We start from the raw sequence: 21834 nt of genomic DNA, 5'->3' as shown, positions 1-21834 counted from the left end.
CGCTATCCCAGAACGGGCTTGCGCCATGCCGTCGCCCCCTGCACCTTCTGCGGGCAAAATGTCACCGACATATCTCCTTACTGTCATGGAACCATGCTACATTTCCTCCGATTTTGAGGGGAGGCGGGCATGGATATGGATTTTCGTGTGACCGGAGGGAATGCGGCTGCGCTCTTTGCGCTGACCATCCATCGCGGCGATGGCATGGTGCTGCTCGGCATGGACTGGAAGGACGGTCGGCCGCCGGCCGATTTCGTCGGATTCGCCATCCAGTATCGCGAGCCGGGCACGGATTTCTTCAAGACGGTGCGCAACCGTATCGGCTTTCCCGACCAGCCGGTTCCCGAAGACGGCATCCGCACCACCGAGGCGCCGATCCAGAAGTTTCGCTGGGTGCATTTTCCCTTCAATGCCGATCTGCCGGGCAAGTTTATCTATCGCATCACGCCAAAGTTCATGGATGCCGCCGGCGTGCTGACATCGGGCGAGGCGCAGGAGGCGGAACTGGCGCTGATGCGCGAGACCATTCCCGGCAAGCTCAACGTCGCCTTCACCCGCGGCTTCGTCTCGTCGCAGGCTTTCGTTCGCAATTTTGCCGCCGGCGAGCCGACGATCGTCACGCTGGTGCCGCCGAATGGCGACCAGGGGCTGGATTTCGTGCCGACCCATGCGAATGCCGAGCGGGCGCTTGCCTGGATGGGCTTCGAGGCGCGGGCGGAAACGCTCGATCTGCTCGACAGGGCTCACGATGTCGGCGCCGAGGTGCGCGTCATCGCCTATGACCTCAACCTGCCCGAGGTGGTCACCCGGCTGGAGGCGCTGGGGGACAAGCTCAAGATCATCATCGACGACAGCAACCGCACCGAGGGCCACGGCCGCCCGGATTCACCCGAGACGCGGGCCGCGGAGCGGCTGATCGCCTCGGCGGGTGCCGCCAACGTCAAGCGCCAGCATATGGCCAACCTGCAGCACCAGAAGTCGATCGCGGTCAGCGGCGGCGGCATCTCGACGGTGCTCTACGGCTCGACCAATCTCAGCTGGCGCGGTCTCTACGTGCAGTCGAACAACAGCCTCGCCGTTCATAGCGACAAGGCGATCGACGATTATTTCACCGCCTTCGAGAGCTATTTCACCGCCAATCGCGCCGAGGATTTCCGCGACTCGCCAAGTTCCGCCGGCTGGATCGATCTCGGCCTTGCCGGCGTCGACGCCAAGGTTGCTTTCTCCCCGCACAGCGCCGCCAATGGCCGGCTTGATGAAATCGGCGCCGATATCGATACCGCCCAGTCGAGCGTATTCTTCTCGCTCGCCTTCCTCGGCCAGATGACCAGGGGGGCGATCGGCCCGGCATTGGGGCGCGCCCTGGAGCGTCCCGGAATGCATGTCATGGGCATCGCCGATGCCGAGGTGCGGGCGGGCAATCTCGGCCTCACCGTCATGAGCCCCGACAAACGCCAAAGGGTGGTGCGCTCGGCAGCGCTCACCGGCAACGTGCCGCCGCCCTTCCTGACCGAGCCCTCGGGCCTTGCCGGTGTCGATGGCAACCAGCGCGGCACGCGCATGCACCACAAGTTCGTCGTGCTCGACTTCGACAAGCCGACGGCGCGGGTCTATCTCGGCTCCTACAATTTCTCCGAACCCGCCGATGACGAGAACGGCGAGAACCTGGTTCTCGTCCGTGACCGGACTGTGGCGACCAGCTATATGATCGAGGCGCTCCGGATGTACGACCACTACATCTTCCGCGTCGCCTCCGAAGCGGACGAGGGCACCGCCCGCCCGCTGGAGCTGAAACGTCCGCCCCAGCCCGGCGGCACCCCCTGGTTCGAGCGCGACTGGACCGACCCCATCCGCGCCCGCGACCGGGAGCTGTTTTCGCGGGCGGAGTAATGTTGCCGGTCACGACGGCCCTTAAACCTCAACCATTCCACCCGGGCGATATCGAAAAGGCGCAACAGGCGTTCGACGGACGGCTGCGGTGATACGGTCTTTCGCTTTGGGGGCGATGCCTTGTCCGTCGAACGCATAGTGGTGCGTGGAGGGGCCGATGACCAGATTGACTGCGCATGTTCTGGTGATTTTGCTTGCGTCCGCCGCGGCGCAGGCCGAGCAGCGCTGCGGCTGGCTGGATAATACCGCCGCGCGGACCTGGTCGCTGAACGATGCCGACGGCGGCTGGAGCATCATGGACAATACAGGCGGTCCCACGGCTAAGGGAATGGATGAGATTCCCGACATGACGCGCGGCGAATATGTCTACACGAATGCGGGTCACGGCTATGCCTGCGCCTGCATGAACGTCGATACGGATGACGAAGGGGCGATTACCCGAATTCATTCCGTGCGGCAATTGGCGCTTTCCCGATGCCGGAGCGACCGCGCCATCGGCTGGTTCCTCCACAAGGACGAATAGCAGAACCGGTAACGTGGCGCTGCCCGCCGATCGCCAACATTCTTCTCAAAGTGGAAACCTTCCGGTGACGGTTGCGTTGTAGCCGCTACCGGTAGTGCGCCTGACAGCACGCTAGGAGGAGGCTCATTCATGAAGGTCATGATTGTTGAAGACGAGAATTTTATTGCTCTGGAGCTCGAACGCATTGCGCAAGAGGCTGGACACCAGACTATTGGGCCGGTTTCGACAGTGGAGCAGGCTCTCGCCCACGCTCAAAGAAGCGATGTCGCGCTCGTCGATCTCAGTCTCTCCGATGGGCTGAGCGGCGCCCAACTCGCACGCCGGCTGATCGACCGCCATCGGGTTGACGTCATCTTCGTGACCGGCAGTCCCGAGAATGTCGGGCATGGTATCGAAGGCGCACTTGATGTCATCTCCAAGCCCTTCACCGATGAGAGGATTGCCAATGCGCTCTCGCGGGCGGAGGAGCGACGTCGAAACTTCGACAGCAGCAAGGCTGCTTTGTGACCGGCCGTGACGCTGCGTTGTGAACAGCGACCGGCGGCGTTGTGATAAGAAAGAAATCGACGTCGTTAGGCCGCTGGCGTCTGCCCGAGGAGATAGTCCGGATGAAACACGCGCTCCTTGCCGTTCTCTTCGCTCTCTCGGCCTGCGCCAGCGCAGGGGATCCGCAGCCTCTTCCCGGCAGCCTCACCTATGGCGAAAAGGTCATCCGGTCACCCTACCGTCCGGGAACGGTGGTCAAGAATACCTTTCTTGGCGATTTTGGCTACCGTGTGTTCGAGACTTACGTGGTCCAGCGGGACGGAACCCTCAAGCTTACCTCCCAGAGCACGGGGCCGGACTTCCTTTGGCAGTGAGGACTTCCGGTTCCTCAGCGCCCAAGCGCGAGACGATCGCGAATTCATCGCCGCCGGCGGTTCCCGTGGCGTTCAGCCGTCTGACGGCCAGCTCGATGAATGCCTTGACCAAAGGCGGCAGGTGCCGGCTGCTGGGATAGACGACGTGCAGGCCGCCGGCCGGCGTCGTGTAGCCGTCGAGAACGCGGCGCAGCCGCCCGTCCTTGATGCAGGCTTCGGCGAATCGGTGCGGCAATTGGGCGATGCCATGGCCGGCGATCGCGGCGGCCATCACCGCCTGCATCTCGTTGGCGGCGAAGCGGCCCGAAACCGCGACCGTTTCCTGACCGTGCGGACCTTCCAGCAACCATTGCGCATGGGCGGCCTGGCCGGCGATGACGCAGTCGTGGCGGACGAGATCTTCAGGCGCAGCGGGCGGGCCGCAGCGGGCGAGATAATCTGGGCTTGCGCAGAGAACGCGGTACATCGAGCCGAGTTTGCGGGCGACCAAGGTAGAATCTTCGAGGACGCCGGTGCGGAACGCGAGGTCTATACCGCTTTCGACGAGGTTCAGCCTGTCGTCGGTCAGGCGCAGTTCGACCCTCGTCTTCGGGTAGGTCGAAAGAAATTCGAAGATCGCATCCTGGAGGAAGTGGCCGCCGAAGCCGACCGGCGCCGATATACGGATCGTGCCGGCAGGCTCCAAACGCGCTTCCGCAAGCCGCTGGTTGGCGCCTTCGATGGTGCGCAGCGCCTGGCTGCTTTCTTCGTAATAGAGACGCCCTGAAGCCGTCGGGTTGAGGCTGCGGGTCGTGCGCTGCAGCAGCCGCACGCCGAGTTCGCGTTCCAGCTCGGCGATGCGGCGGCTGACCGTCGTCTTCGGCATGCCGAGCAAGCGCGCGGCGGCGGTGAAGCTGCCCGCTTCGACGACTCGGGCGAAGATCATGATATCGTTGAGATCGAGCATTGTATCCTGGGATGGCACGATGTTTTCCAATTATATGCCATTATGGTTCAATACGACAGGCCCTAACTTTGCTTCATCGGTCACAACAAGGAGCAGACAGATGAGCAATATAAGAAGCGTTCTGGTCACCGGCGCCACCGGCCAGCAGGGCGGCGCGGTCGTGCGCGCCCTGATCGCGCGGGGACATCGCGTCAGGGCGATCTCGCGCAAGCCTGACAGCGACGGCGCGAAGCGGCTGGCCGCGGCAGGGGTCGAAGTCGTCACAGGCAATCTTGATGACGGCGCATCGGTCGTGAAGGCCGCAAGCGGCGTCGACACGATGTTCCTGATGGGCAACAGCTACGAGGCCGGAGTGGAAGCGGAAACGCGCCAGGGCATCCTTGCTGCCGATGCGGCAAAGGCCGCCGGCATCGGCCACCTGATCTATTCCTCCGTCGGCGATGCCGACAAGAAGACCGGCATTCCGCATTTCGACAGCAAGTATCTCGTCGAGCAGCATATCGCCGGCCTCGGCATTCCCTACACGATCAGCGCGCCCGTCGCCTTCATGGAAAACACCGTGGCGCCCTGGGCGATCGACGGCCTGCGCCAGGGCGTCTATGCCGCCGCCCTGCCGCCCGCCCGCGTGCTGCAACAGATCACCATCGATGACATCGGCGCTTTCGTGGCAGCACTGGCCGAGCGGCGTGAGCAGGTGTTCGGCAAGCGTTTCGATATTGCCGGCGACGAATTGTCGGGCGAGCAGCAGGCGAAGACCCTATCCGAGGTCCTTGGCCGCCCGCTCCGCTACCAGGAATTGCCGATCGCGGCGATACGGCAGCAGAGCGAGGATACGGCGCTGATGTTCGAATGGTTCGACCGCACCGGCTACGACGCTGACATCGCCGCCCTCCGCCGGGATTTTCCTGAGGTTGGCTGGCATCGTTATGCCGGCTGGGCGAAGGGGTTTGATTGGAGTGTTGTCGACAAGGCCGCCGGCTGAGTTCGCCGTGACACCGGGTGATGCGATTGGCGTCACCGGCTGGTGATATATGGAAGGAAGCGGATCGGCTCGATCCGCTTTCCGAACGCGGCGAACGAGGCATCGTATTCAGGCACGCGCCATCGGCGCCACTGCTTGCAGCGCCGCCTCGACGTTGGCGGGCAGCCTGAAACGGCGGCGATATTCACCGGGCGTCAGGCCTGCCAGCTTGCGAAACAGGCGGCGGAACGAGGCGAGGTCGGAATAGCCGACTTCGAGCGCGATCTCCTCGATCGGCCTGTCCTCCATTTCAAGCATCTGCTTGGCTTCCTCGACCCGCAGCCACTGGATATATTCGAGCGGCGAATAACCCGTCGCCTTCCTGAACCGGCGGTCGAAGGACCGCTTCGGCAGGCCGGAAAGCCTGAGCAGCTCGGAGACGATGTCGGCCGACTGATAGTGAAGGGGGGCATATTCCTGGCATTTCTTCACCACGGCGTCGCCGTGATCGGCATTGGCGATCATCGAGGCGTAGGGCAGCTGGCCATCGCGATGCCATTGATAGAGGAAGATCTTCGATATGCGGATGGCTTCCGCCGTTCCGGCATGCCGGGCAATGAGGAAGAGCGTCAGGTCCTGCCAGGATGATGCTCCGCCGGCACAGACGATAGAATGACCAGCGCCGGCCTGGACCAGGATGCGCTCTTCCTTAAGTTCCACATTCGGAAACTGGCTGCGAAACAGCGGCGCATACATCCAGTGCGTCGTCGCCGGCTGTCCCTCCAGCAGCCCGGCTTCGGCAAGCACGATTGAGCCGCCGCAGGCCGCCAGCAGCCGCGCGCCACGCCGGTGCATCTCAACAATCCAGTTGAGCAACCTGCGGTCGAGCGCGCGGACGGTTTCGGGCGTGTCGACGAGGACGTTCGGGACGAGGACGTAATCAGTCTCCTCGATGTCGTCGATCGTCTCCTGCGGCATGATCGTCACGCCGGTGATCAGCCTCAGCGGGCCGGGCTCGGCGGCAACCAGGCGCGGCGCGAACATGACCTCGCTCGTCGGCTCGTTCGAGCTGCTTTTCCAGTTGGCGCCGGCGATCCAGAGCGTGTCGAAGATGCCGTACATGATCGAGGGGTCGCATTCCGGAAACGCGACGATGCTGACCCGCAAGGGACGCTTGGCGGAATGTGGCTCTATCGGCTTCATAGCGGCCATCCTGCCTCTGCTGCGAACCATTAGCAACACGTAAAAGGCGCTTCGAAACGGGCGGCATGCCGCTGCCTGATGGAGAGGTATCGCATCAATGGAACTGAATATCGAGAAATTGCAGACGCTGCTCGGCGTCATGGTGAATGAGCTCGGGGCGGCGCAGAATGCCGCCTTGGTAATCATCGGCGAGGAACTGGATCTCTATCGCAAGATGGCGGGCCGGGGACCTGTCTCCTCCGCCGAGCTTGCCGAAGCCACCGACACCAAGGAGCGTTACGTCAGGGAATGGCTATCGGCGCAGGCCGCATCGGGATTTGTCGACTATGACGCGGCGACGGGAAAGTTCACGCTTTCGCCGGAACAGGCGGCGGTCTTTGCCGTGGACGATAGTCCCGTCAACATGACCGGCGGCTTCCAGGCGCTCGATGCCGTCTATGCCGATCGCGCCAAGCTCACCCATGCCTTCCGCCACGGCGGCGGCGTGTCGTGGACGGACCGCTGCACCTGCATGTTCTGCGGCACCGACCGGTTCTTCCGGCCGGGCTACAAGGCCAATCTCGTCGACAACTGGCTGCCATCACTCGACGGCGTCGTCGAGAAGCTGGAGCGCGGCGCGCGGGTTGCTGACGTCGGCTGCGGCTTCGGTTCGTCGACGCTGATGATGGCGACGGCGTTTCCGAAGTCGCAATTCACCGGCATCGATTTTCACGCCCATTCGATCGAGCATGCGAGCAAGCACGCCGGGGGCATGAGCAATGTCCGGTTCGAAACCGCCCGCGCACAGGATTTCGAAGGGGCGGGCTTCGACCTCGTCACCATCTTCGACGCGCTGCACGACATGGGCGACCCGGTCGGTGCCGTCAGACATATCGCCCAGGCTCTGAAGCCGGAGGGCACGCTGATGCTGGTCGAGCCGATGGCGGGCGACAGCCTGGCCGACAATCTCAACCCCGTCGGCCGCGTCTTCTATGCCGCCTCGGCCAACACCTGCGTACCGGCTTCGCTCGGCCAGGAAGTGGGCGCCGCCCTCGGCGCGCAGGCCGGCCAGGCAAAGCTGACCGAGGTGCTCAAGGCGGGCGGCTTCTCGAAGGTGCGGCGCGCGACCGAGACGCCGTTCAACATGGTGCTGGAAGCTCGGCTCTGACGTCTGCGAGGAGGTAGTTCAATAAGCGGGTTGCCGATGGCAACCCGCTGCCGACCGCACGCTCACGCCTGTGCGGTCGGGCGGACGACGATGTTTTGAAGCGCCATTCGGATGCTCGGGTGGGCTGAGAACGGCGGTTCAACTTGCGGCGGTTGCGGCGAGGCCCTATTGTCCGACGGCAGACCATCGTCCTTGAACGGAGACTTCAATGCCGTCGAGTTTCAACGTCGAAAATGCGGATGGTTATGAACGGCTAATGGGGCGCTGGAGCAAGAGGCTGGCGCCGATGCTCATCGATTTCGCCGGTCTGGCGGATGAGGATCGTGTGCTCGATGTCGGCTGCGGGACTGGCAGCCTGACCTTCACCCTCGCGGAAACGCCGGGCCTGCAGGAGATCGTCGCCATCGACTATTCACCGGTCTTCGTCGAGGCCGCAACGCGGCGCAACACCGACCCGCGCGTCTCGATCCGACAGGCCGATGCCTGCGCGCTTCCCTTCGAGGATAACCGCTTCGACAGGGCGATGTCGCTGCTCGTGCTGCATTTCGTGCCGGAGGCGGGAAAGGCGGTATCCGAGATGTGCCGTGTGGTGCGCCCGGGTGGCGTGGTCGCGGCCGCCGTCTGGGACCATTATGGCGGCATGTCCGGCATGCGGATGATGTGGGACACGGTGGTGATGCTCGATGAGAACGCGCTGGCGATGCGGCGCAAATATTGTTTCCAGCCGATGATGCGGCCGGGGGAGATGAAGGAGAGTTTTGTCGGTCAGGGCCTTGTGGACGTCGAGGAGACGTCGCTGTTGATCCGGATGGAATACCTCTCCTTCGAGGATTACTGGGACCCGATCGCCGCCGGGGAGGGACCACTCGGCAAATATGTCGCAGGGCTGGACCCGGCGAAGCGAAAAGCGGTCGATGTCGCCGTCAGGACCGCTTACGAGGCTGGCGAGCCGGATGGACCGCGGTCGTTCGCATCGGTGGCGTGGGCCTGCCGGGGCAGGGTGCCGGGAAAGAGCTAGGCATAGCGTTTTCGCTGTGGCTGCCTGTGGTGGGTATGGCGGCAACATCCAAGAGGATGCCGGGCCGGGGAGCGGGGCTCTGGACAGTCGTATGCCTGCGACAAGGAGCCGCGTGGGACGCCACCCGATCACGCCGATCGTGATGGAACAGCGGCAGGATTGCTGACGTTATTGACCGCTGTCTCCGACTGCAAACGCAGCCGCAACAGCATCACCCGCCCGTTTCGGGCACCCCTTCCGACGGCATCCGGAATTGCCCGCCTCGCCGCCGCTTTCGGACAGAGGAATATCAGATGTCCGCTTTGGAAAGCCTGCGCCGGCTGACGCCGCAGCAGCGCAACACCGTCATCGCCAGCTATCTCGGCTGGACGCTCGACGCCTTCGATTTCTTCATTCTCGTCTTCGTTCTCAAATATATCGCCGAGGAGTTCCACACCGACGTTCCCGCCGTCTCGGTGGCGATCTTCCTGACGCTTGCCATGCGGGCGCTCGGCGCACTGGTCTTCGGGCTGGCGGCCGACCGTTACGGGCGGCGAATCACGCTGATGGCCGACGTGCTGCTCTATTCGCTGTTCGAATTTCTGACCGGCTTCTCCACCGGGCTCACCATGTTCCTTGTGCTCAGGGCGCTCTACGGCATCGCCATGGGTGGGGAATGGGGCGTCGGCGCCTCGCTGGTCATGGAGACGGTGCCGGAGCAGAGCCGCGGCATCGTTTCGGGCATCCTGCAGGCAGGCTATCCCTCCGGCTATCTGATCGCCTCGATTGTGTTCTTTCTGCTTTTTCCTGTCATCGGCTGGCGCGGCATGTTCTTTGTCGGCGCGGTGCCGGCGCTGCTGGTGCTCTATATCCGCCGCAACGTCGAGGAAAGCCCGGCCTTCCTGAAACGGCAGGCCGAGGGGCGCCGGCCGTTCCTGACAGTCTTGCGCGAAAACATTCCGCTGTTCATCTGGGCGGTGCTTTTGATGACGGCGTTCAACTTCTTCAGCCATGGCACCCAGGATATCTACCCGACCTTCCTCGAGACGCAGCGCAACTATTCGAGCTACACGGTCGGCGCGATCGCCATCGTCTACAATATCGGAGCGATCTGCGGCGGGCTGTTCTTCGGGGCGCTGTCGCAGCGGATCGGACGCAAAAAGGCAATCGTCATCGCCGCACTGATCGCCGTGCCCGTCGCGCCGCTTTGGGCCTATGCGTCTGGGCCGGTGCTGCTTGCCATCGGCGCCTTCCTGATGCAGTTCTTCGTCCAGGGCGCCTGGGGCATCGTGCCGGTGCATCTGAACGAGCTGTCCCCCGACGAGGTGCGCGGCACATTCCCCGGCTTTGCCTATCAGCTCGGCAACCTGCTGGCGTCAGGCAATGCGACGCTGCAGGCGGGGTTGGCCGCTCGTTGGGACGGCGACTATGCCTATTCACTCTTGATCGTCGCGGCGGTAGTGGCACTCATCGTCGCGGCCCTTGCCGGCTTCGGCTACGAAAAGAAGGATGTGCGCTTCGGCACGGAGGAGGTCGGAGAACCGCGTGGCGCGATGCGAATCTAGCGCTGTCTGCGGTTATGAAGGCCGGCGGCGACAGCTGCCGGCCTTTCAGCTCTTGAGCACGTTGCAACCCCAGATGCGATCGTAGAACGCCGGCCGCAACAGGGTGATGCCGGAAGGCAAGTGCTGTGCAAGCCGCCGCTGACCGGCATTTGGTAACGTGAGACGATTGGTCCGAGCCTTGCAGGACTTGCCGTCGAATGGCGGCGTGCTAGGTAAGGCCCGCCGGCATCCCGCTGGATCCACCGTTCCTCCCACAGCCCCGAGTTTTCCTATGCCATTTTCTCCCGCCGCCATCTGGCCCGTCGTCATGCTGTTTGCCTCCAACATTTTCATGACCTTTGCCTGGTATGGGCATCTCAAGCACAAGAGCAGCGCCATCTTCCTCGCCATCATTGTCAGCTGGGGCATCGCCTTTTTCGAATACTGCCTGGCGGTGCCGGCCAACCGTATCGGTTCGGCGGTCTATACGACGGCGCAGCTGAAGACGATGCAGGAGGTGATCACGCTGATTGTCTTTGCCGGTTTCTCGATCTTCTGGCTCGGCGAGAACCTGACCTGGAACCATGCGATCGGCTTTGCCCTGATTGCAATCGGGGCATCGTTCATCTTCCGTGCATAAACTTTAGCCTTTTCAATAGATTACAAATTGTCCATGTCGGGAAAACGCCACATTTCCTACAGATTGGCGTCGCAATTGGTTGAGACCCTGTCACCTCAAGCATTTCCGGGTCACGGAAATGCTCTGACGTTTGTTTCACGCAATTCCGGACGCAAAACCGCGACGCACTTTTGCTGGAATTGCTTTAGCGGTGATCAAGAGGTGAACGGCCATGAGTCTGTCTTTCCCGACGATGGCGGCGATCCGGTTCGGCTATGGCTTTCGGCCGGGCGAGGTGCCGCCGAGCAGCAAGGACGAGCTCATCGGTCAGCTGCGCTTGGGGGCGGCGGCAACGCCGGACTTTCCGCTCGGCGGCCCCGACATGCGCCACCAGGCGATTCTCAGCCTGCAGGCGCAGCTGCGGCAGATCCGGCAGGACGCCAAGACGGTGACCGACGATACGACGCAGCGCGAGATGCGCAAGGGCGTGCAGCGGCAGGCGCAGCAGCAGTTCCAACACGATGTGAACCTGCGGCTGATGCAGGCGGTACTGTCGCCCTACGGCTTCTACGAGCGGCTGGCGACCTTCTGGACTGATCATTTCTCCACCAGCGCCAACAAGAGCCTGCCGATGCGCCTCATCGTGCCGCTCTACGAGGCCGAGGCGATCCGGCCGTTCATATCAGGCAAGTTCGGCAATCTGCTGCGCAATGCCACCGCCCATCCGGCCATGCTGATCTATCTCGACCAGGCGGATTCGCTCGGGCCGGATTCGGTCGGCGGCATCAAGCGTAACAAAGGGCTGAACGAGAATCTCGGCCGCGAACTGCTGGAGCTGCACACACTCGGCGCCGGCAGCGGCTACAGCCAGGCGGATGTCACGGCGGCGGCCATGGTGCTGACGGGGCTCACCATCGACCGCAAGGAGATGGACATCGCCTTTCGGCCGAATATATCCGAGCCCGGCTTACATGAGGTGCTCGGCGTCAGCTATGGCGGGCGCAGGCGCTCGCGCGATGATTATCTCGATATGCTCGACGATCTCGCGCTCCATCCGAAGACGGCGGTGCATATCAGCCGCAAGCTCGCGGTGCATTTCATCGCCGACCAGCCCGACGAGGGCATGGTGTCCAATATGGCCGAAGCCTGGAAGAAAACGGATGGCGATCTGACTGCCGTCTACACTGCGATGCTCGACCATCCCGTCGCCTGGCGCGACGAGGGCGCCAAGGCGCGCCAGCCCTTCGATTATATAGTCGCCGGCCTGAGGGCGCTGAATGCGGGACCGGTCAACGGCGTCGTCGGCAGCTTCCTGGCGGCGAACCAGCAGGGCACGGACGAGGGCGACATGGCGGCGAACACGCCTGGCATGGCTGGATCGCCGGTGACGACCGATCCCGCCGGCGAGGCAAGGGAGAAGCGCCTCAAGGCGTTCCGGACGGCGCGGGCGCTGGGGCAGGGAGCGCTCAGGCGCATGGGCCAGCCGACCTGGCTGCCGCCGAGCCCGGCCGGTTTCGAGGAAGGCTTCTCCGCCTGGATCACCGGCAGCCAGCTCGCCGAGCGGCTGGCCTGGGCAAGGCGGGCCGCAGCACAGTTCGGCCGGGACGAGGATCCGCGCGAATTCCTGAAATCGACGCTTGCCGATGCCGCGCGCGACGAAACGATCCGCGTGGTGTCGCAGGCGCCGAACAAGATCAGCGGGCTGACGCTGGTATTGGCATCGCCCGAATTCAACCGCCGTTAGGAGCCTCTGTTATGAACCAGATCTCGCTTTCCCGCCGCGGCTTTCTGACCTCTGCCTGTTGTCTTGCCGCCGCTCCCATCTTTACCCCCGTCACCTTCGCGGCGATGCCGGGTGACAACCGTTTCGTCACCATCGTGCTGCGCGGCGCGATGGACGGGCTGGACCTGGTGCAGCCCTATGGCGATGCCGGTTTCGCCGCACTCCGGCCGACCCTGGCGCTGACGCCCGACACCGGGCTGCTCGATCTCGACGGGCATTTCGGCCTCAATCCGGCCGCGGCCGATCTGATGCCGCTGTGGAAGAGCCGCGAGCTTGCCTTCGTGCATGCGGTCTCCACACCCTATCGCGACCAGCGCAGCCATTTCGACGGGCAAGACATGCTGGAATCCGGCGGCGAGCATGTCGCCGAGGAAAAGACCGGCTGGCTGAACCGGGCGCTCGCCGTCATTCCGCGCTCGGGTGCGCGCAAGGCAATCGACATCAATACCTCGACGGAGCTGATCCTCTCCGGACCGAACAATGTCGACGTCTGGGCGTCGGATTCCAATCTGGCGCCGGCGCGCGACGAGATGCAGTTCCTGGCGCGGCTCTATGCCGGCGATCCGCCGTTCGCCGAGGCGCTTGCCGAGGCGACACGGGCCGACACCGCCTCGATGATGGTCGAGCCGGAGGGCCAGCGCGGCGCAAAGATCGCCGATGTGGCGGCCCTCGCCGGCAACATGCTGAAGGGCGATTACCGCATCGCCAGCTTCTCGATCGCCGGCTGGGACACGCATATCGGCCAGGCCGGCCAGTTCAAACGGCCGGTGCAGGACCTTTCGCAGGCGATCAATACGCTGAAGACCACGCTCGGGCCCGAGATCTGGGCAAAGACGGTGGTGCTTGCCATGACCGAGTTCGGCCGCACCGTGCGCCAGAACGGCTCAGCCGGCACCGACCACGGCACCGGCGGCTGCGCGCTGCTTGCCGGCGGCGCGATCAACGGCGGCCGCATCCTCGGCCGCTGGCCGGGCGTTGGTGACGGCCAACTGCTCGACGACCGCGACCTGATGCCGACCGCCGACGTGCGCGAACTCGCCGCGGCGATGCTCTACCGGCAATTCGATGTGAGTGCGGATGATTTGTCGGGGAAGATCTTTCCAGGGCTGGGGTTCGACAAGGGGTCGCAGTTTTTGAGGGGATGAGCGGCGGGGCCGCGAATGCACGGAGCGTAAGCGAAGGGCAAGAATAAGGTCCTCTCCTGGCTAGCCAGGGAGCTTGCCGCTTCCCGGCCCCTCGCATGGCTCAGGGTGTTCGACGTTTTGCAATCGATTCCCCGATTGCTCCCGCTTCGTGGGACCACGTCTCACCCCAGCACATCATAAAGCCTGAAGATGAAGCTGACTTGGTAGATCAGGTTGGCGATGATGAAGGCTGCGTGGAAGCGGCGGCTGGGAGTCCAGGCGGCGATGGCGCAGAGGATGATGTAGATGATGTTGCGGGCGGGATACTCCCAGCCGAGCGAGAGGATGCGCTCGTGGCCCTTGATCGCCGTGTCGAGAATATCGACCGCGTAGGTGAGACCAAGGATGCCGAAGAACCATTTGCGCCGGGAAATGAAATATTCCTCGTAGCCGCCATATTCGTCGAGTGAAGCAGGAAAGAGCAGGGCGCAGAGCAGGAAGAACAGACTGCAGAAGCAGACGAGGAAGAGATAGATGCCGAACCCGATCACAGGCACGGCCTGCAGGCGATATTCCCACCACCAGATATGGATGATGAACAGGAACATCGACAGCGCCCAGCCGAGATGGATCGGATAGACCTTGGCCTTACCAGGATGCTGGACGATGCCGGCAAGGCCGGTCAGCACCCTCGCGAGCGAAAGGCTGATGACCATGCCCATCACCACCTTGATGTGAAGGAAAACCTCCGGCGAGCTGACCGTTTCCATGCTTTCGATCCTGGCCTGTCACTCTTCGGGGACTTGCTTCGGTTTGCCCTCTTCGTCGAGCGCCACCATGATGAAGGTGCCGGCCGTGACCTTTTCCTGTTGGTTGTAACGCGAACGATGCGCCCAGGCTTCGACGATCAGCGTGATCGAGGTGCGCCCGACACGCTCGATATCGGTATAGACCGACAGTGTATCGCCGATTTTGACAGGCAGCTCGAAGGCCATTTCCTTGACTGCAGCGGTGACGACGCGGCCTTTGGCGCGCTCGGCCGCACGGATACCCGATGCAAGGTCCATCTGCGCCATGACCCAGCCGCCGAAGATATCGCCAGCCGGATTGGCATCGCCAGGCATGGCAAGTGTGCGCAGCGTCAGTTCGCCTCTCGGCTTGGCGGCATCGGTCATCAAATCTTCTCCATCTGGCGCAGGGTAGGGTGTGTGATTCACTGAGAAAGACCCTAGTGCAAGGCCGTGGGCTGTAAAAGATGGGAAGGCCTGGCGCTGCGGGCGATGAACGGAAGAAATGCCGCATCCGTTTCCAATTGAAATTTCATTCGATTTCAACTGGTTGAATTTTGCAACCGCAGCATCCCCTTACGTTATTTAATCATCTTCTAATTAAGCTTTACGCTCCAGTAATTCCGATGGTTCAGTGTGGGACTGATCTCAGACAAAGAATCGCCGGGAACCTCATGCGCAACGTCAAGATTTCCACCCGTCTTTACTGCCTCGTCGCCTTCACGCTTGCCGTGCTCACGGCGACGATGGTCTTCTTTCTGAACTATTCCTATTCCGAGCTGGAAGCGGAGCGGAAGGCAGGGCTGGCGCAACTCGATGCGACGGCGCTCGGCATCTTCGAAAAATATTACAAGATGGAGCAGGCGGGCACGATGACCCGCGAGCAGGCGCAGGCGGCCGCCAAGGACGTGATCGGCGCGATGCGCTACGGCGCCGACGGCTATTTCTGGATCAACGATATGCATCCCAAAATGGTGATGCACCCGATCAAGCCGGCGCTTGATGGTACCGATATCTCGCAGATGAAGGACCCGACCGGCAAATTCCTGTTCGTCGAGTTCGTCAATAAGGTGAAGAAGGACGGCAAGGGTTTCGTCGACTATCTCTGGCCGAAGCCGGGCGCCGATGAGCCAGTGCTGAAATACTCCTATGTCGCCGGTTTCGAGCCCTGGGGCTGGATCGTCGGCACCGGCGTCTATGCCGACGACCTTGCCGCGCTTTATCGCCAGAATTTGCTCTGGGCCACGATGGCCTGCCTGATTGGCGCTGCGGCGACGATCGCGATCGCCTTTGCCATCGTGCGCAGCGTGACGGCGCCGATTGCCCGGCTGAGGAAAGCGATGAATGCGATTGCTGCCGAAGAAGCGTCGGTAGAGATCGCCGGCAGCGAGTATCGCGACGAGGTCGGCCAGATGGCCAAGGTGCTGCTGGTGCTGCGCGACTCCGTCGATGAGCGCAGCGCGCTGCGCGGTCGGGAAGACGAGAGGCAGCGGCAGATCGAAGAAGAGCGCCGCGGCAACGAGGCGAGCCTGCGCTCTGCCTCCGAACGGCAGACCCATGCGATGCAGGCGCTCGGCGTCGGCCTCGAAAAGCTTGCGAGCGGCGATCTGACGGTCGCGATCGGCGATATCGGCGACGATTACGCCAAGCTCAGGAATGACTTCAATGCGGCGGTCGGCGCGCTGAACGGCGTCATCCACGCGATCGCCGAATCGAGCCGCGTCGTCAACGACAGCGCGTCCGATATCAGCGAGGCGACGGGTAATTTGTCGAAGCGCACGGAACAGCAGGCTGCTGCGCTGGAAGAAACGGCCGCAGCGCTCGACGAGATCACCGCGACGGTCAAGACCGCATCCGAACGGGCGAACGAGGCGCGCGAGATGGTGGCCGAGACCAAGGCGAGTGCCGGAAAATCCGGCGAGATCGTCCGCAACGCAGTGACGGCGATGGGCCGGATCGAGGATTCGTCCAACCGCATCGGTCAGATCATCTCGGTCATCGACGAAATCGCCTTCCAGACGAACCTTTTGGCGCTGAATGCCGGCGTCGAGGCTGCGCGGGCGGGCGAGGCGGGCCGCGGCTTTGCCGTCGTCGCCCAGGAAGTGCGTGAACTTGCCCAGCGGTCCGCCAATGCGGCCAAGGAGATCAAGGAGTTGATCAGCCGGTCGGCGACTGAGGTCGAGGGCGGGGTGGCGCTGGTGCGCTCGACGGGCGAGGCGCTGCTGGAGATCGAGGCGCTGGTCAACCAGGTCAACGATCACGTCGCATCGATCGCGACGGCGGCGCGCGAGCAGTCGACCGGGCTGAACGAGATCAACGGCTCCGTCAATCACATGGACCAGATGACGCAGCAGAATGCCGCGATGGTGGAGGAGACGACGGCGGCAAGCCGCACGCTCGCCGACGAGAGCACCCAGCTGAAGACGCTGCTTTCGAATTTCCGCCTGCGCGGGGAGCCGCCGCCGGTGACCCGATACACACGGGCAGCGTGAGGAAACGTAGAGATGAGAGGCCGGGAAACCGGCCTTTTTCATTTCCGTCGCGTTCAGATTGTGCCGGTAAGTTTTCATTCACCGTTTTTAATTAAAATTGGAGTGAGTTTTTTCGGTCACTGCCCAGCCAGCCTGCGGAAGCGATAAGAGTATGGCGTTTGTTTCCTTTCCTCGGCGATCCCTTTTGCCCGTGCTGCTCTCGGTGGCGCTGACGACCTGTTCGATCAGCGACGGGCTGGTGCCGCCGGCCAATGTCGACAACGGCACCAGGGTCAGCTCGATTTCGCCGTCGCGGGGGGCAGCGCGCATGGCGCCTGCCGTGCGCATGGCGCCGGTGGAGAGCCAGGCCTCCTATCCGGTTTCCAGCGCGCCCGTCGGCAATAGCCAGGGCTCCGTCGATTATCTCGATACGCCAAACCTTGCCGGCACCGGCCACGCGCAGCGGGCGCAGGGGGGTAGGCTACCGATGATCGACAGCGACGAGGCGCTGGCGGCAGGCCAACCGAGCGGCAACTGGGGCGGCACGCAGGCGCTTGCGATCCCGTCGGGCGGCGTCAACATGGATGACGATCTCGGGGCGGAGCCGGTCGTCGGGCTGGCGCAGGAACAACATCAGCAGATCGCCGAGGGCAACGCCACCGAGCCGGTTGTCGACGGCATCGGCACCGATAATCCAACGCAGCTCAACCAGCCCATGCGCCAGCCCCCGCAGCAGCCAATGCCGCAGCCGGCGGCCGAGGCACAGATGAGCCGGGCGCCCGCGTGGAACGACGGCAGCCCTGTGGTGGCGCCGGCCCGTGTTCCCGAAGAGGACGAGAGCGAAGAGGTCGCGATGCTGCGGCCGAACAATCCGATGATGAGCCAACCGGCAGCACCGGTCGATCCCAGCGTCATGCCATCCTCCGAGCTTGCCTGCCGGCGCGAGCTGAAGCGCATGGGGGTGCTCTTCGACGACAAGCCGCCGATTTCGAACGGCCCGGCCTGCCAGGTGCCTTATCCGGTGTCGCTGAAGGGGCTTTCCGGCAATATCGGCGTCCGCCCGGCTGTAACGCTGAACTGCCAGGTGACGCTTGCCTTCGCCAAATGGGTGAAGAACGAACTGGCGCCGTCCGCCCGCTACCGTTACTGGTCCGGCATCAAGACAATCCAGCCCCTCGGCGGCTATTCCTGCCGGCGCATGAACAACAGCCGGCAGCGATACAATCCGATGTCGGAACACGCCCGCGGCAACGCCATCGACGTCGGCAAGTTCGTGCTGAAGAACGGCCACGAGATCGACGTGCGCAAGAAGGGCCTGTTCTCGCTGCGCGAAGGCCGACTGCTGAAGGCGGTGCGCACTGATAGCTGCCGCTATTTCAATACAGTACTCGGGCCGGGCAGCAACCCGGAACACTGGAACCACTTCCACTTCGATCTTCGCTCCCGCAAGAGCGGCAAGGCCTATTGCGACTGATGCATGTCCTGCTAAACCATGCGGCGGGTGCCGATGTTGCGGCCGCAATCGGGGCTAGCTGCTAGAAAATGGTTCATCCTCGCCGCTGGGCACGCTATAGATCGGCGCGACGGATTGCCGTTTCGAGAGTTTGATCCATGAGCTATGATTTCCATGTCGGCCAGAAGGTCGTCTGCATCAACGATACCTTCAAACATGTCAGCATCGACCAGCTGATCCGCAAGGGCGAGATCTATACGATCCGCTGGGTGGGCGAATATACCCATTATGTCGACGGCACCTTCATCGGAGTGAAGCTTGAGGAAATCCATCGCGGCAATGACGACGGGCCGGAAGGCTATGGGGCGGCCGACATGCCCTATCGCGCGACGCGCTTCCGGCCGCTGGTGAAGGACAAGATCGGATCGCTGCGCAAACTTCTGGCGCCGACGCCCGATGCGCCGGTCGAACCGAAGGAAAAAATCAGGAAGAAAGAGAAGGTCTGAAAGCCCCACGGCACCGATCAGACCGTCTTTCTGCTCAGGAACAGCGCAGCCTCTCTGCGAACCTCAAGCACGCCGCCAGATTGCTTGAATGCATCGGCAATGGCTTGACGGAACTTGGTGAGCTGGAGCTCGCCGTCGCCGGGCGGGTAAGAGGTTAGCGCCAGGAACACATCCTCGGGCTCGGTGATCCGCAGTTTTGCCGGATGCTGCGACATAGTGACGTTTCCAAATTGTGACCGCATCGATCGTTCGGCAGCGTCAAACCCGAAGGCTTCGGCGGCCGGATCAGAGGGTGCGCTGCCGAATATGGTCGTCAGCGCGTAAATCTCCCGCATATTGCCGGCGCCGTTGGTGGTGACCGCGAGAAAGCCGCCCGGCCTCAGCACTCTTGACATGTCGGCGATGCCCGCGACCGGATCGGGCAGGTGATTGAGCATATGCATCGCGATCACGGCATCGAAGGCTTCATCGTCGAAGGGGAGCGCGACGGCATCAGCTTGGCAGCCCCGAACGGAGCCGGGCCAGCTTGTTCGCATAGCTGCCGCTGAGGGTTGCCCGGATATGGCGCGTTTCCACATTTGCAAATAAATCGCATCCGATTAAATCGGAATGTTGTTGACATTGATTTTGGTGGGGCGTATTAAAGCGCATCCGATTTAATCGGACACGTATCAAACTTAGACCGAAAGGATATCACCATGACCGAGAAGCTTCTCTTTACCGGCAAAACCCACATCTCCGGCGGCCGCGACGGCTCCGCGCGCAGCAGCGACGGGACGATCGACATCAAGCTGCCGCAGCCGCATCCGGCCGCCGAAAACCTGTTCGGCATCGCCTGGTCGGCCTGCTACATCGGCGCCATCGAACTTGCCGCTGCCCAGAGAAAGATCACGCTGCCGGCCGGTCCCGAGGTCGACGCGGAGATTACTCTCAACGCCGACAACGGCTCCTTCTTCCTGAGGGCGCGCCTCAATGTCAGCCTATCCGGCATCGATCGCGACGTTGCGCAAGAGTTGATCGAGGCAGCACATGGCATCTGCCCTTATTCCAAGGCGACACACGGCAATATCGACGTCGAGACCAAGCTTGTCTGAGCGGGCGAGGGCAGACGTCATCGCCGAAGGATTTGATGCGGAGGGCCTGCCGGCCGGCAGACCTCTTGCTGAGGTAGCAGGCACGGGAAACCTTGCCGATCTGGAGAGCAAGCCATGATCAATAGCCACGGCCAGTCGCACCAGGCCTATGACGAGTTTTCACATGTGCTCGACCCCGATGTCTATCAGCCGTTGCCCGATGACTGGCTGATCGGCATCACTGATGTCGTCAACTCGACCACGGCGATCCGGTCGGGGCGCTACGAAGACGTCAACTATGCGGGCGCATCTGTTATCGCCGCCCTCGGCAATGCCTGGGGATCGTTCGATTTCCCCTTCGTGTTTCGCGGAGACGGGGCGGCATTTGCCTTGCCGCCGCAGGGCATCATGGCGGCGACATCGGCATTGCGGCAGGTCGCGGGCTTTGCAAGCGCCGATCTCGATCTTACCCTTCGTATCGGGCTGCTGACCGTGCGCGAAATCCGCACCAGTGGGCGCGATGTCAGAATTGCCCGTTATGCCGCCTCCGAGAACGCGAACTATGCGATGTTTACAGGGGGCGGGCTCAAATGGGCGGAGCAGCAGATCAAGAACGGCCGGTATCTGGTCAAGCCGGGCCGCTACGCGACGAAGCCCGATCTGACCGGCCTCAGCTGTGACTGGACGCCGTTCCCAAGCCAGAGGGGCGAGATCCTGTCGCTGCTGGTCGAGCCAAATGACCATACCCGTCCCGAGATCTTTGCGGCGCTGGCGAAACGCGTGCTTGCGATTTTCGATGCCGCACCGCGCCAATCTCATCCGCTTCCCGGCGATGTTCCCATGTCAGGAGACGGCGGGAAGCAGGTCGATGCGAAAGGCTGGGCGGAGGTCGCCGCCAATTCGGATTTCCGCAAATTCGACGACGGTTTGCGCCTGACGCTGGACTGCACGCCGGAGCAGATCGACAGGGTCGAAGCGATCCTCGTTCCGGCGAGGGCGCGCGGCAAGATCAAGTTCGGACTGCATCGGCAATCCCATGCGCTGATGACCTGTCTCGTGCCATCGGACAGGCCGGATTCGCACCTGCATTTCCTCGATGGAATGGGCGGCGGCTATGCCAGGGCCGCCGAGAAGATGGAGGAAGGCGCGCTTGACGATGTCGTCCGGCATCATGCTCCGTAGGCTCAGGACCCAGCCGGCGCGGGATCATGGCCGCCAAGAGATCTAAGCGGGCTTCCCCGTCTCCTGACCAGGTTTGCGAGCATTTTGCCGAGTTGAGGTGGCGCCAGCTCGACATCGCATTCTATCGTGGCGACACTAAACCATCTAAGCTCGGTGTGTTCGTCATCGACCAGCCGCGGATAGCCGTGCCACTGATCGATGCGGTAGACATGGAAGGTGACGGATGCCTCAGGCGGGTCTTCCGATACGAACTTCCCAGCAAACTGCAAGCGCTGCGGCGTCACGCCTATTTCTTCCATCAATCCCCGGCGCATTGCCGTCTCGGCGTCTTCGCCGTGTTCGATATGGCCGCCCGGGAGGCTCCACCGATCCGGGTGCACCCTGCGCTTGGAACTGCGCTTGGCCAGAAGAACGGTTCCGTTCTGGCTCAAGACGCCCATCGCGATGTCGGGCATGCAATCTCCTCTGCCTCATCGATCTCGCGCCCATGCTGCCCGCAGCCATGGCTCTTTGCAATGACCGGTCGTCCATCGAGACAGTCGAGGCATAGCCTGACAGGGTAAGTTGACCCCTGTATTGCCCGGGCGCATAGTCCCCAGACAGACGCGAATGACCTGCTGTTGCGAACGAGGTCGGTCAGTCGATCTTCGTCCGTTTCCGAATAGATCAAACGGAGAGGAGAGCGTCATGCCGCCCACATCCCTATATGTGGACGGCCCCCGACTTGCAAGATATCTCGAGATAATTTGACCAGATCGCTTGCG

20 protein-coding genes and 2 pseudogenes are annotated in these 21834 nt (G+C 62.8%); 16 read left to right on the top strand and 6 right to left on the bottom strand.

The features are described from left to right. Positions 1-129 precede the first annotated feature (129 nt). The 4 genes from G9X64_RS22655 to G9X64_RS22640 all read left to right on the top strand — a co-directional run bounded on the left by G9X64_RS22655 (position 130) and on the right by G9X64_RS22640 (position 3273). Positions 130-1890, top strand: a complete 1761-nt coding sequence (locus tag G9X64_RS22655) for a phospholipase D-like domain-containing protein (protein WP_168311661.1) — start codon at positions 130-132, stop codon at positions 1888-1890. A 157-nt stretch (positions 1891-2047) separates the two neighbouring features. Continuing rightward, positions 2048-2413 carry a DUF4087 domain-containing protein gene (locus G9X64_RS22650; RefSeq protein WP_168311660.1) on the top strand — a complete coding sequence of 122 codons (366 nt, stop codon included), beginning with the start codon at positions 2048-2050 and terminating at the stop codon, positions 2411-2413. Positions 2414-2542: 129 nt separating this feature from the next. Beyond that, the gene (locus G9X64_RS22645; protein WP_168311659.1) at positions 2543-2920 is read left to right on the top strand and encodes a response regulator; all 378 of its coding nucleotides are present in this window, start codon (positions 2543-2545) and stop codon (positions 2918-2920) included. A gap of 101 nt (positions 2921-3021) precedes the next feature. Next, entirely contained in the window at positions 3022-3273 is a 252-nt protein-coding gene (locus G9X64_RS22640) for a hypothetical protein (protein WP_168311658.1), read from the top strand. Between the two features lie 25 nt (positions 3274-3298). Here the strand turns inward: G9X64_RS22640 and G9X64_RS22635 are convergent. Next, positions 3299-4219 (bottom strand): annotated as a pseudogene (locus G9X64_RS22635) (LysR family transcriptional regulator); the annotation flags it as partial. 100 nt (positions 4220-4319) lie between these two features. Here G9X64_RS22635 and G9X64_RS22630 point away from each other — a divergent pair. Beyond that, positions 4320-5201, top strand: coding sequence for an NmrA/HSCARG family protein (locus G9X64_RS22630; protein ID WP_168311657.1), 882 nt, complete (start codon positions 4320-4322; stop codon positions 5199-5201). Between the two features lie 108 nt (positions 5202-5309). Here the strand turns inward: G9X64_RS22630 and G9X64_RS22625 are convergent, their stop codons facing one another. Next, the gene (locus tag G9X64_RS22625) at positions 5310-6383 is read right to left on the bottom strand and encodes a GlxA family transcriptional regulator (RefSeq protein ID WP_171377415.1); all 1074 of its coding nucleotides are present in this window, start codon (positions 6381-6383) and stop codon (positions 5310-5312) included. A 97-nt stretch (positions 6384-6480) separates the two neighbouring features. On the opposite strand from G9X64_RS22625, the gene G9X64_RS22620 reads away from it, so the two are divergent. The 6 genes from G9X64_RS22620 (at position 6481) to G9X64_RS22595 (ending at position 13618) form a co-directional block, all read left to right on the top strand. Beyond that, positions 6481-7530 (top strand): class I SAM-dependent methyltransferase, encoded by a 1050-nt coding sequence (locus G9X64_RS22620; RefSeq protein ID WP_168311655.1) that lies wholly within the window; start codon positions 6481-6483, stop codon positions 7528-7530. A gap of 208 nt (positions 7531-7738) precedes the next feature. Next, the gene (locus tag G9X64_RS22615) at positions 7739-8548 is read left to right on the top strand and encodes a class I SAM-dependent methyltransferase (protein WP_168311654.1); all 810 of its coding nucleotides are present in this window, start codon (positions 7739-7741) and stop codon (positions 8546-8548) included. Between the two features lie 293 nt (positions 8549-8841). Next, positions 8842-10092: an MFS transporter gene (locus tag G9X64_RS22610; RefSeq protein ID WP_168311653.1), complete on the top strand. Its 1251-nt coding sequence runs from the start codon at positions 8842-8844 to the stop codon at positions 10090-10092. 271 nt (positions 10093-10363) lie between these two features. Next, positions 10364-10711 carry a DMT family protein gene (locus G9X64_RS22605; RefSeq protein WP_168311652.1) on the top strand — a complete coding sequence of 116 codons (348 nt, stop codon included), beginning with the start codon at positions 10364-10366 and terminating at the stop codon, positions 10709-10711. Positions 10712-10922: 211 nt separating this feature from the next. After that, positions 10923-12434, top strand: a complete 1512-nt coding sequence (locus tag G9X64_RS22600) for a DUF1800 domain-containing protein (RefSeq protein WP_168311651.1) — start codon at positions 10923-10925, stop codon at positions 12432-12434. A gap of 11 nt (positions 12435-12445) precedes the next feature. Further along, a complete protein-coding gene (locus tag G9X64_RS22595) occupies positions 12446-13618 on the top strand; it encodes a DUF1501 domain-containing protein (RefSeq protein ID WP_171377414.1) in 1173 nt (390 codons plus the stop codon). A 161-nt stretch (positions 13619-13779) separates the two neighbouring features. Here G9X64_RS22595 and G9X64_RS22590 read toward each other — a convergent pair whose 3' ends face one another. Beyond that, positions 13780-14367 carry a hypothetical protein gene (locus G9X64_RS22590; RefSeq protein ID WP_168311649.1) on the bottom strand — a complete coding sequence of 196 codons (588 nt, stop codon included), beginning with the start codon at positions 14365-14367 and terminating at the stop codon, positions 13780-13782. A gap of 18 nt (positions 14368-14385) precedes the next feature. Then, positions 14386-14772, bottom strand: a complete 387-nt coding sequence (locus G9X64_RS22585) for an acyl-CoA thioesterase (protein ID WP_168311648.1) — start codon at positions 14770-14772, stop codon at positions 14386-14388. 287 nt (positions 14773-15059) lie between these two features. Between G9X64_RS22585 and G9X64_RS22580 the strand changes: the two genes are divergently transcribed. The 3 genes from G9X64_RS22580 (at position 15060) to G9X64_RS22570 (ending at position 18815) form a co-directional block, all read left to right on the top strand. Continuing rightward, positions 15060-16877, top strand: coding sequence for a methyl-accepting chemotaxis protein (locus G9X64_RS22580; RefSeq protein ID WP_168311647.1), 1818 nt, complete (start codon positions 15060-15062; stop codon positions 16875-16877). Between the two features lie 151 nt (positions 16878-17028). Continuing rightward, complete coding sequence (locus G9X64_RS22575) at positions 17029-18330, top strand: extensin-like domain-containing protein (protein WP_168311646.1); 1302 nt, start codon at positions 17029-17031, stop codon at positions 18328-18330. 137 nt (positions 18331-18467) lie between these two features. Beyond that, the gene (locus tag G9X64_RS22570) at positions 18468-18815 is read left to right on the top strand and encodes a CAP-Gly domain-containing protein (RefSeq protein ID WP_168311645.1); all 348 of its coding nucleotides are present in this window, start codon (positions 18468-18470) and stop codon (positions 18813-18815) included. A gap of 17 nt (positions 18816-18832) precedes the next feature. Here the strand turns inward: G9X64_RS22570 and G9X64_RS22565 are convergent. After that, positions 18833-19342 (bottom strand): annotated as a pseudogene (locus G9X64_RS22565) (class I SAM-dependent methyltransferase); the annotation flags it as partial. 171 nt (positions 19343-19513) lie between these two features. Between G9X64_RS22565 and G9X64_RS22560 the strand changes: the two are divergent. Further along, positions 19514-19909, top strand: coding sequence for an Ohr family peroxiredoxin (locus G9X64_RS22560; RefSeq protein WP_168311644.1), 396 nt, complete (start codon positions 19514-19516; stop codon positions 19907-19909). Between the two features lie 114 nt (positions 19910-20023). Continuing rightward, positions 20024-21070, top strand: a complete 1047-nt coding sequence (locus G9X64_RS22555; protein WP_168311643.1) for a DUF3095 family protein — start codon at positions 20024-20026, stop codon at positions 21068-21070. A gap of 2 nt (positions 21071-21072) precedes the next feature. Here the strand turns inward: G9X64_RS22555 and G9X64_RS22550 are convergent, their stop codons facing one another. Then, positions 21073-21525: an NUDIX hydrolase gene (locus G9X64_RS22550; RefSeq protein WP_168311642.1), complete on the bottom strand. Its 453-nt coding sequence runs from the start codon at positions 21523-21525 to the stop codon at positions 21073-21075. Positions 21526-21834 lie beyond the last annotated feature (309 nt).

Source organism: Rhizobium sophorae, assembly GCF_013087515.1.
GTDB classification, from domain to species: Bacteria; Pseudomonadota; Alphaproteobacteria; order Rhizobiales; family Rhizobiaceae; genus Rhizobium; species Rhizobium sophorae.
The sequence above is the reverse complement of the archived record's forward strand: the minus strand, read 5'-3'. Positions and strand labels throughout refer to the sequence as shown.

Bases quoted from the DNA above. Each gene is read 5' to 3' on its own strand.
- G9X64_RS22655 (WP_168311661.1), top strand. From the start codon at position 130: ATGGATATGGATTTTCGTGTGACCGGAGGGAATGCGGCTGCGCTCTTT.
- G9X64_RS22650 (WP_168311660.1), top strand. From the start codon at position 2,048: ATGACCAGATTGACTGCGCATGTTCTGGTGATTTTGCTTGCGTCCGCC.
- G9X64_RS22645 (WP_168311659.1), top strand. From the start codon at position 2,543: ATGAAGGTCATGATTGTTGAAGACGAGAATTTTATTGCTCTGGAGCTC.
- G9X64_RS22640 (WP_168311658.1), top strand. From the start codon at position 3,022: ATGAAACACGCGCTCCTTGCCGTTCTCTTCGCTCTCTCGGCCTGCGCC.
- G9X64_RS22630 (WP_168311657.1), top strand. From the start codon at position 4,320: ATGAGCAATATAAGAAGCGTTCTGGTCACCGGCGCCACCGGCCAGCAG.
- G9X64_RS22625 (WP_171377415.1), bottom strand. From the start codon at position 6,383: ATGAAGCCGATAGAGCCACATTCCGCCAAGCGTCCCTTGCGGGTCAGC.
- G9X64_RS22620 (WP_168311655.1), top strand. From the start codon at position 6,481: ATGGAACTGAATATCGAGAAATTGCAGACGCTGCTCGGCGTCATGGTG.
- G9X64_RS22615 (WP_168311654.1), top strand. From the start codon at position 7,739: ATGCCGTCGAGTTTCAACGTCGAAAATGCGGATGGTTATGAACGGCTA.
- G9X64_RS22610 (WP_168311653.1), top strand. From the start codon at position 8,842: ATGTCCGCTTTGGAAAGCCTGCGCCGGCTGACGCCGCAGCAGCGCAAC.
- G9X64_RS22605 (WP_168311652.1), top strand. From the start codon at position 10,364: ATGCCATTTTCTCCCGCCGCCATCTGGCCCGTCGTCATGCTGTTTGCC.
- G9X64_RS22600 (WP_168311651.1), top strand. From the start codon at position 10,923: ATGAGTCTGTCTTTCCCGACGATGGCGGCGATCCGGTTCGGCTATGGC.
- G9X64_RS22595 (WP_171377414.1), top strand. From the start codon at position 12,446: ATGAACCAGATCTCGCTTTCCCGCCGCGGCTTTCTGACCTCTGCCTGT.
- G9X64_RS22590 (WP_168311649.1), bottom strand. From the start codon at position 14,367: ATGGAAACGGTCAGCTCGCCGGAGGTTTTCCTTCACATCAAGGTGGTG.
- G9X64_RS22585 (WP_168311648.1), bottom strand. From the start codon at position 14,772: ATGACCGATGCCGCCAAGCCGAGAGGCGAACTGACGCTGCGCACACTT.
- G9X64_RS22580 (WP_168311647.1), top strand. From the start codon at position 15,060: ATGCGCAACGTCAAGATTTCCACCCGTCTTTACTGCCTCGTCGCCTTC.
- G9X64_RS22575 (WP_168311646.1), top strand. From the start codon at position 17,029: ATGGCGTTTGTTTCCTTTCCTCGGCGATCCCTTTTGCCCGTGCTGCTC.
- G9X64_RS22570 (WP_168311645.1), top strand. From the start codon at position 18,468: ATGAGCTATGATTTCCATGTCGGCCAGAAGGTCGTCTGCATCAACGAT.
- G9X64_RS22560 (WP_168311644.1), top strand. From the start codon at position 19,514: ATGACCGAGAAGCTTCTCTTTACCGGCAAAACCCACATCTCCGGCGGC.
- G9X64_RS22555 (WP_168311643.1), top strand. From the start codon at position 20,024: ATGATCAATAGCCACGGCCAGTCGCACCAGGCCTATGACGAGTTTTCA.
- G9X64_RS22550 (WP_168311642.1), bottom strand. From the start codon at position 21,525: ATGCCCGACATCGCGATGGGCGTCTTGAGCCAGAACGGAACCGTTCTT.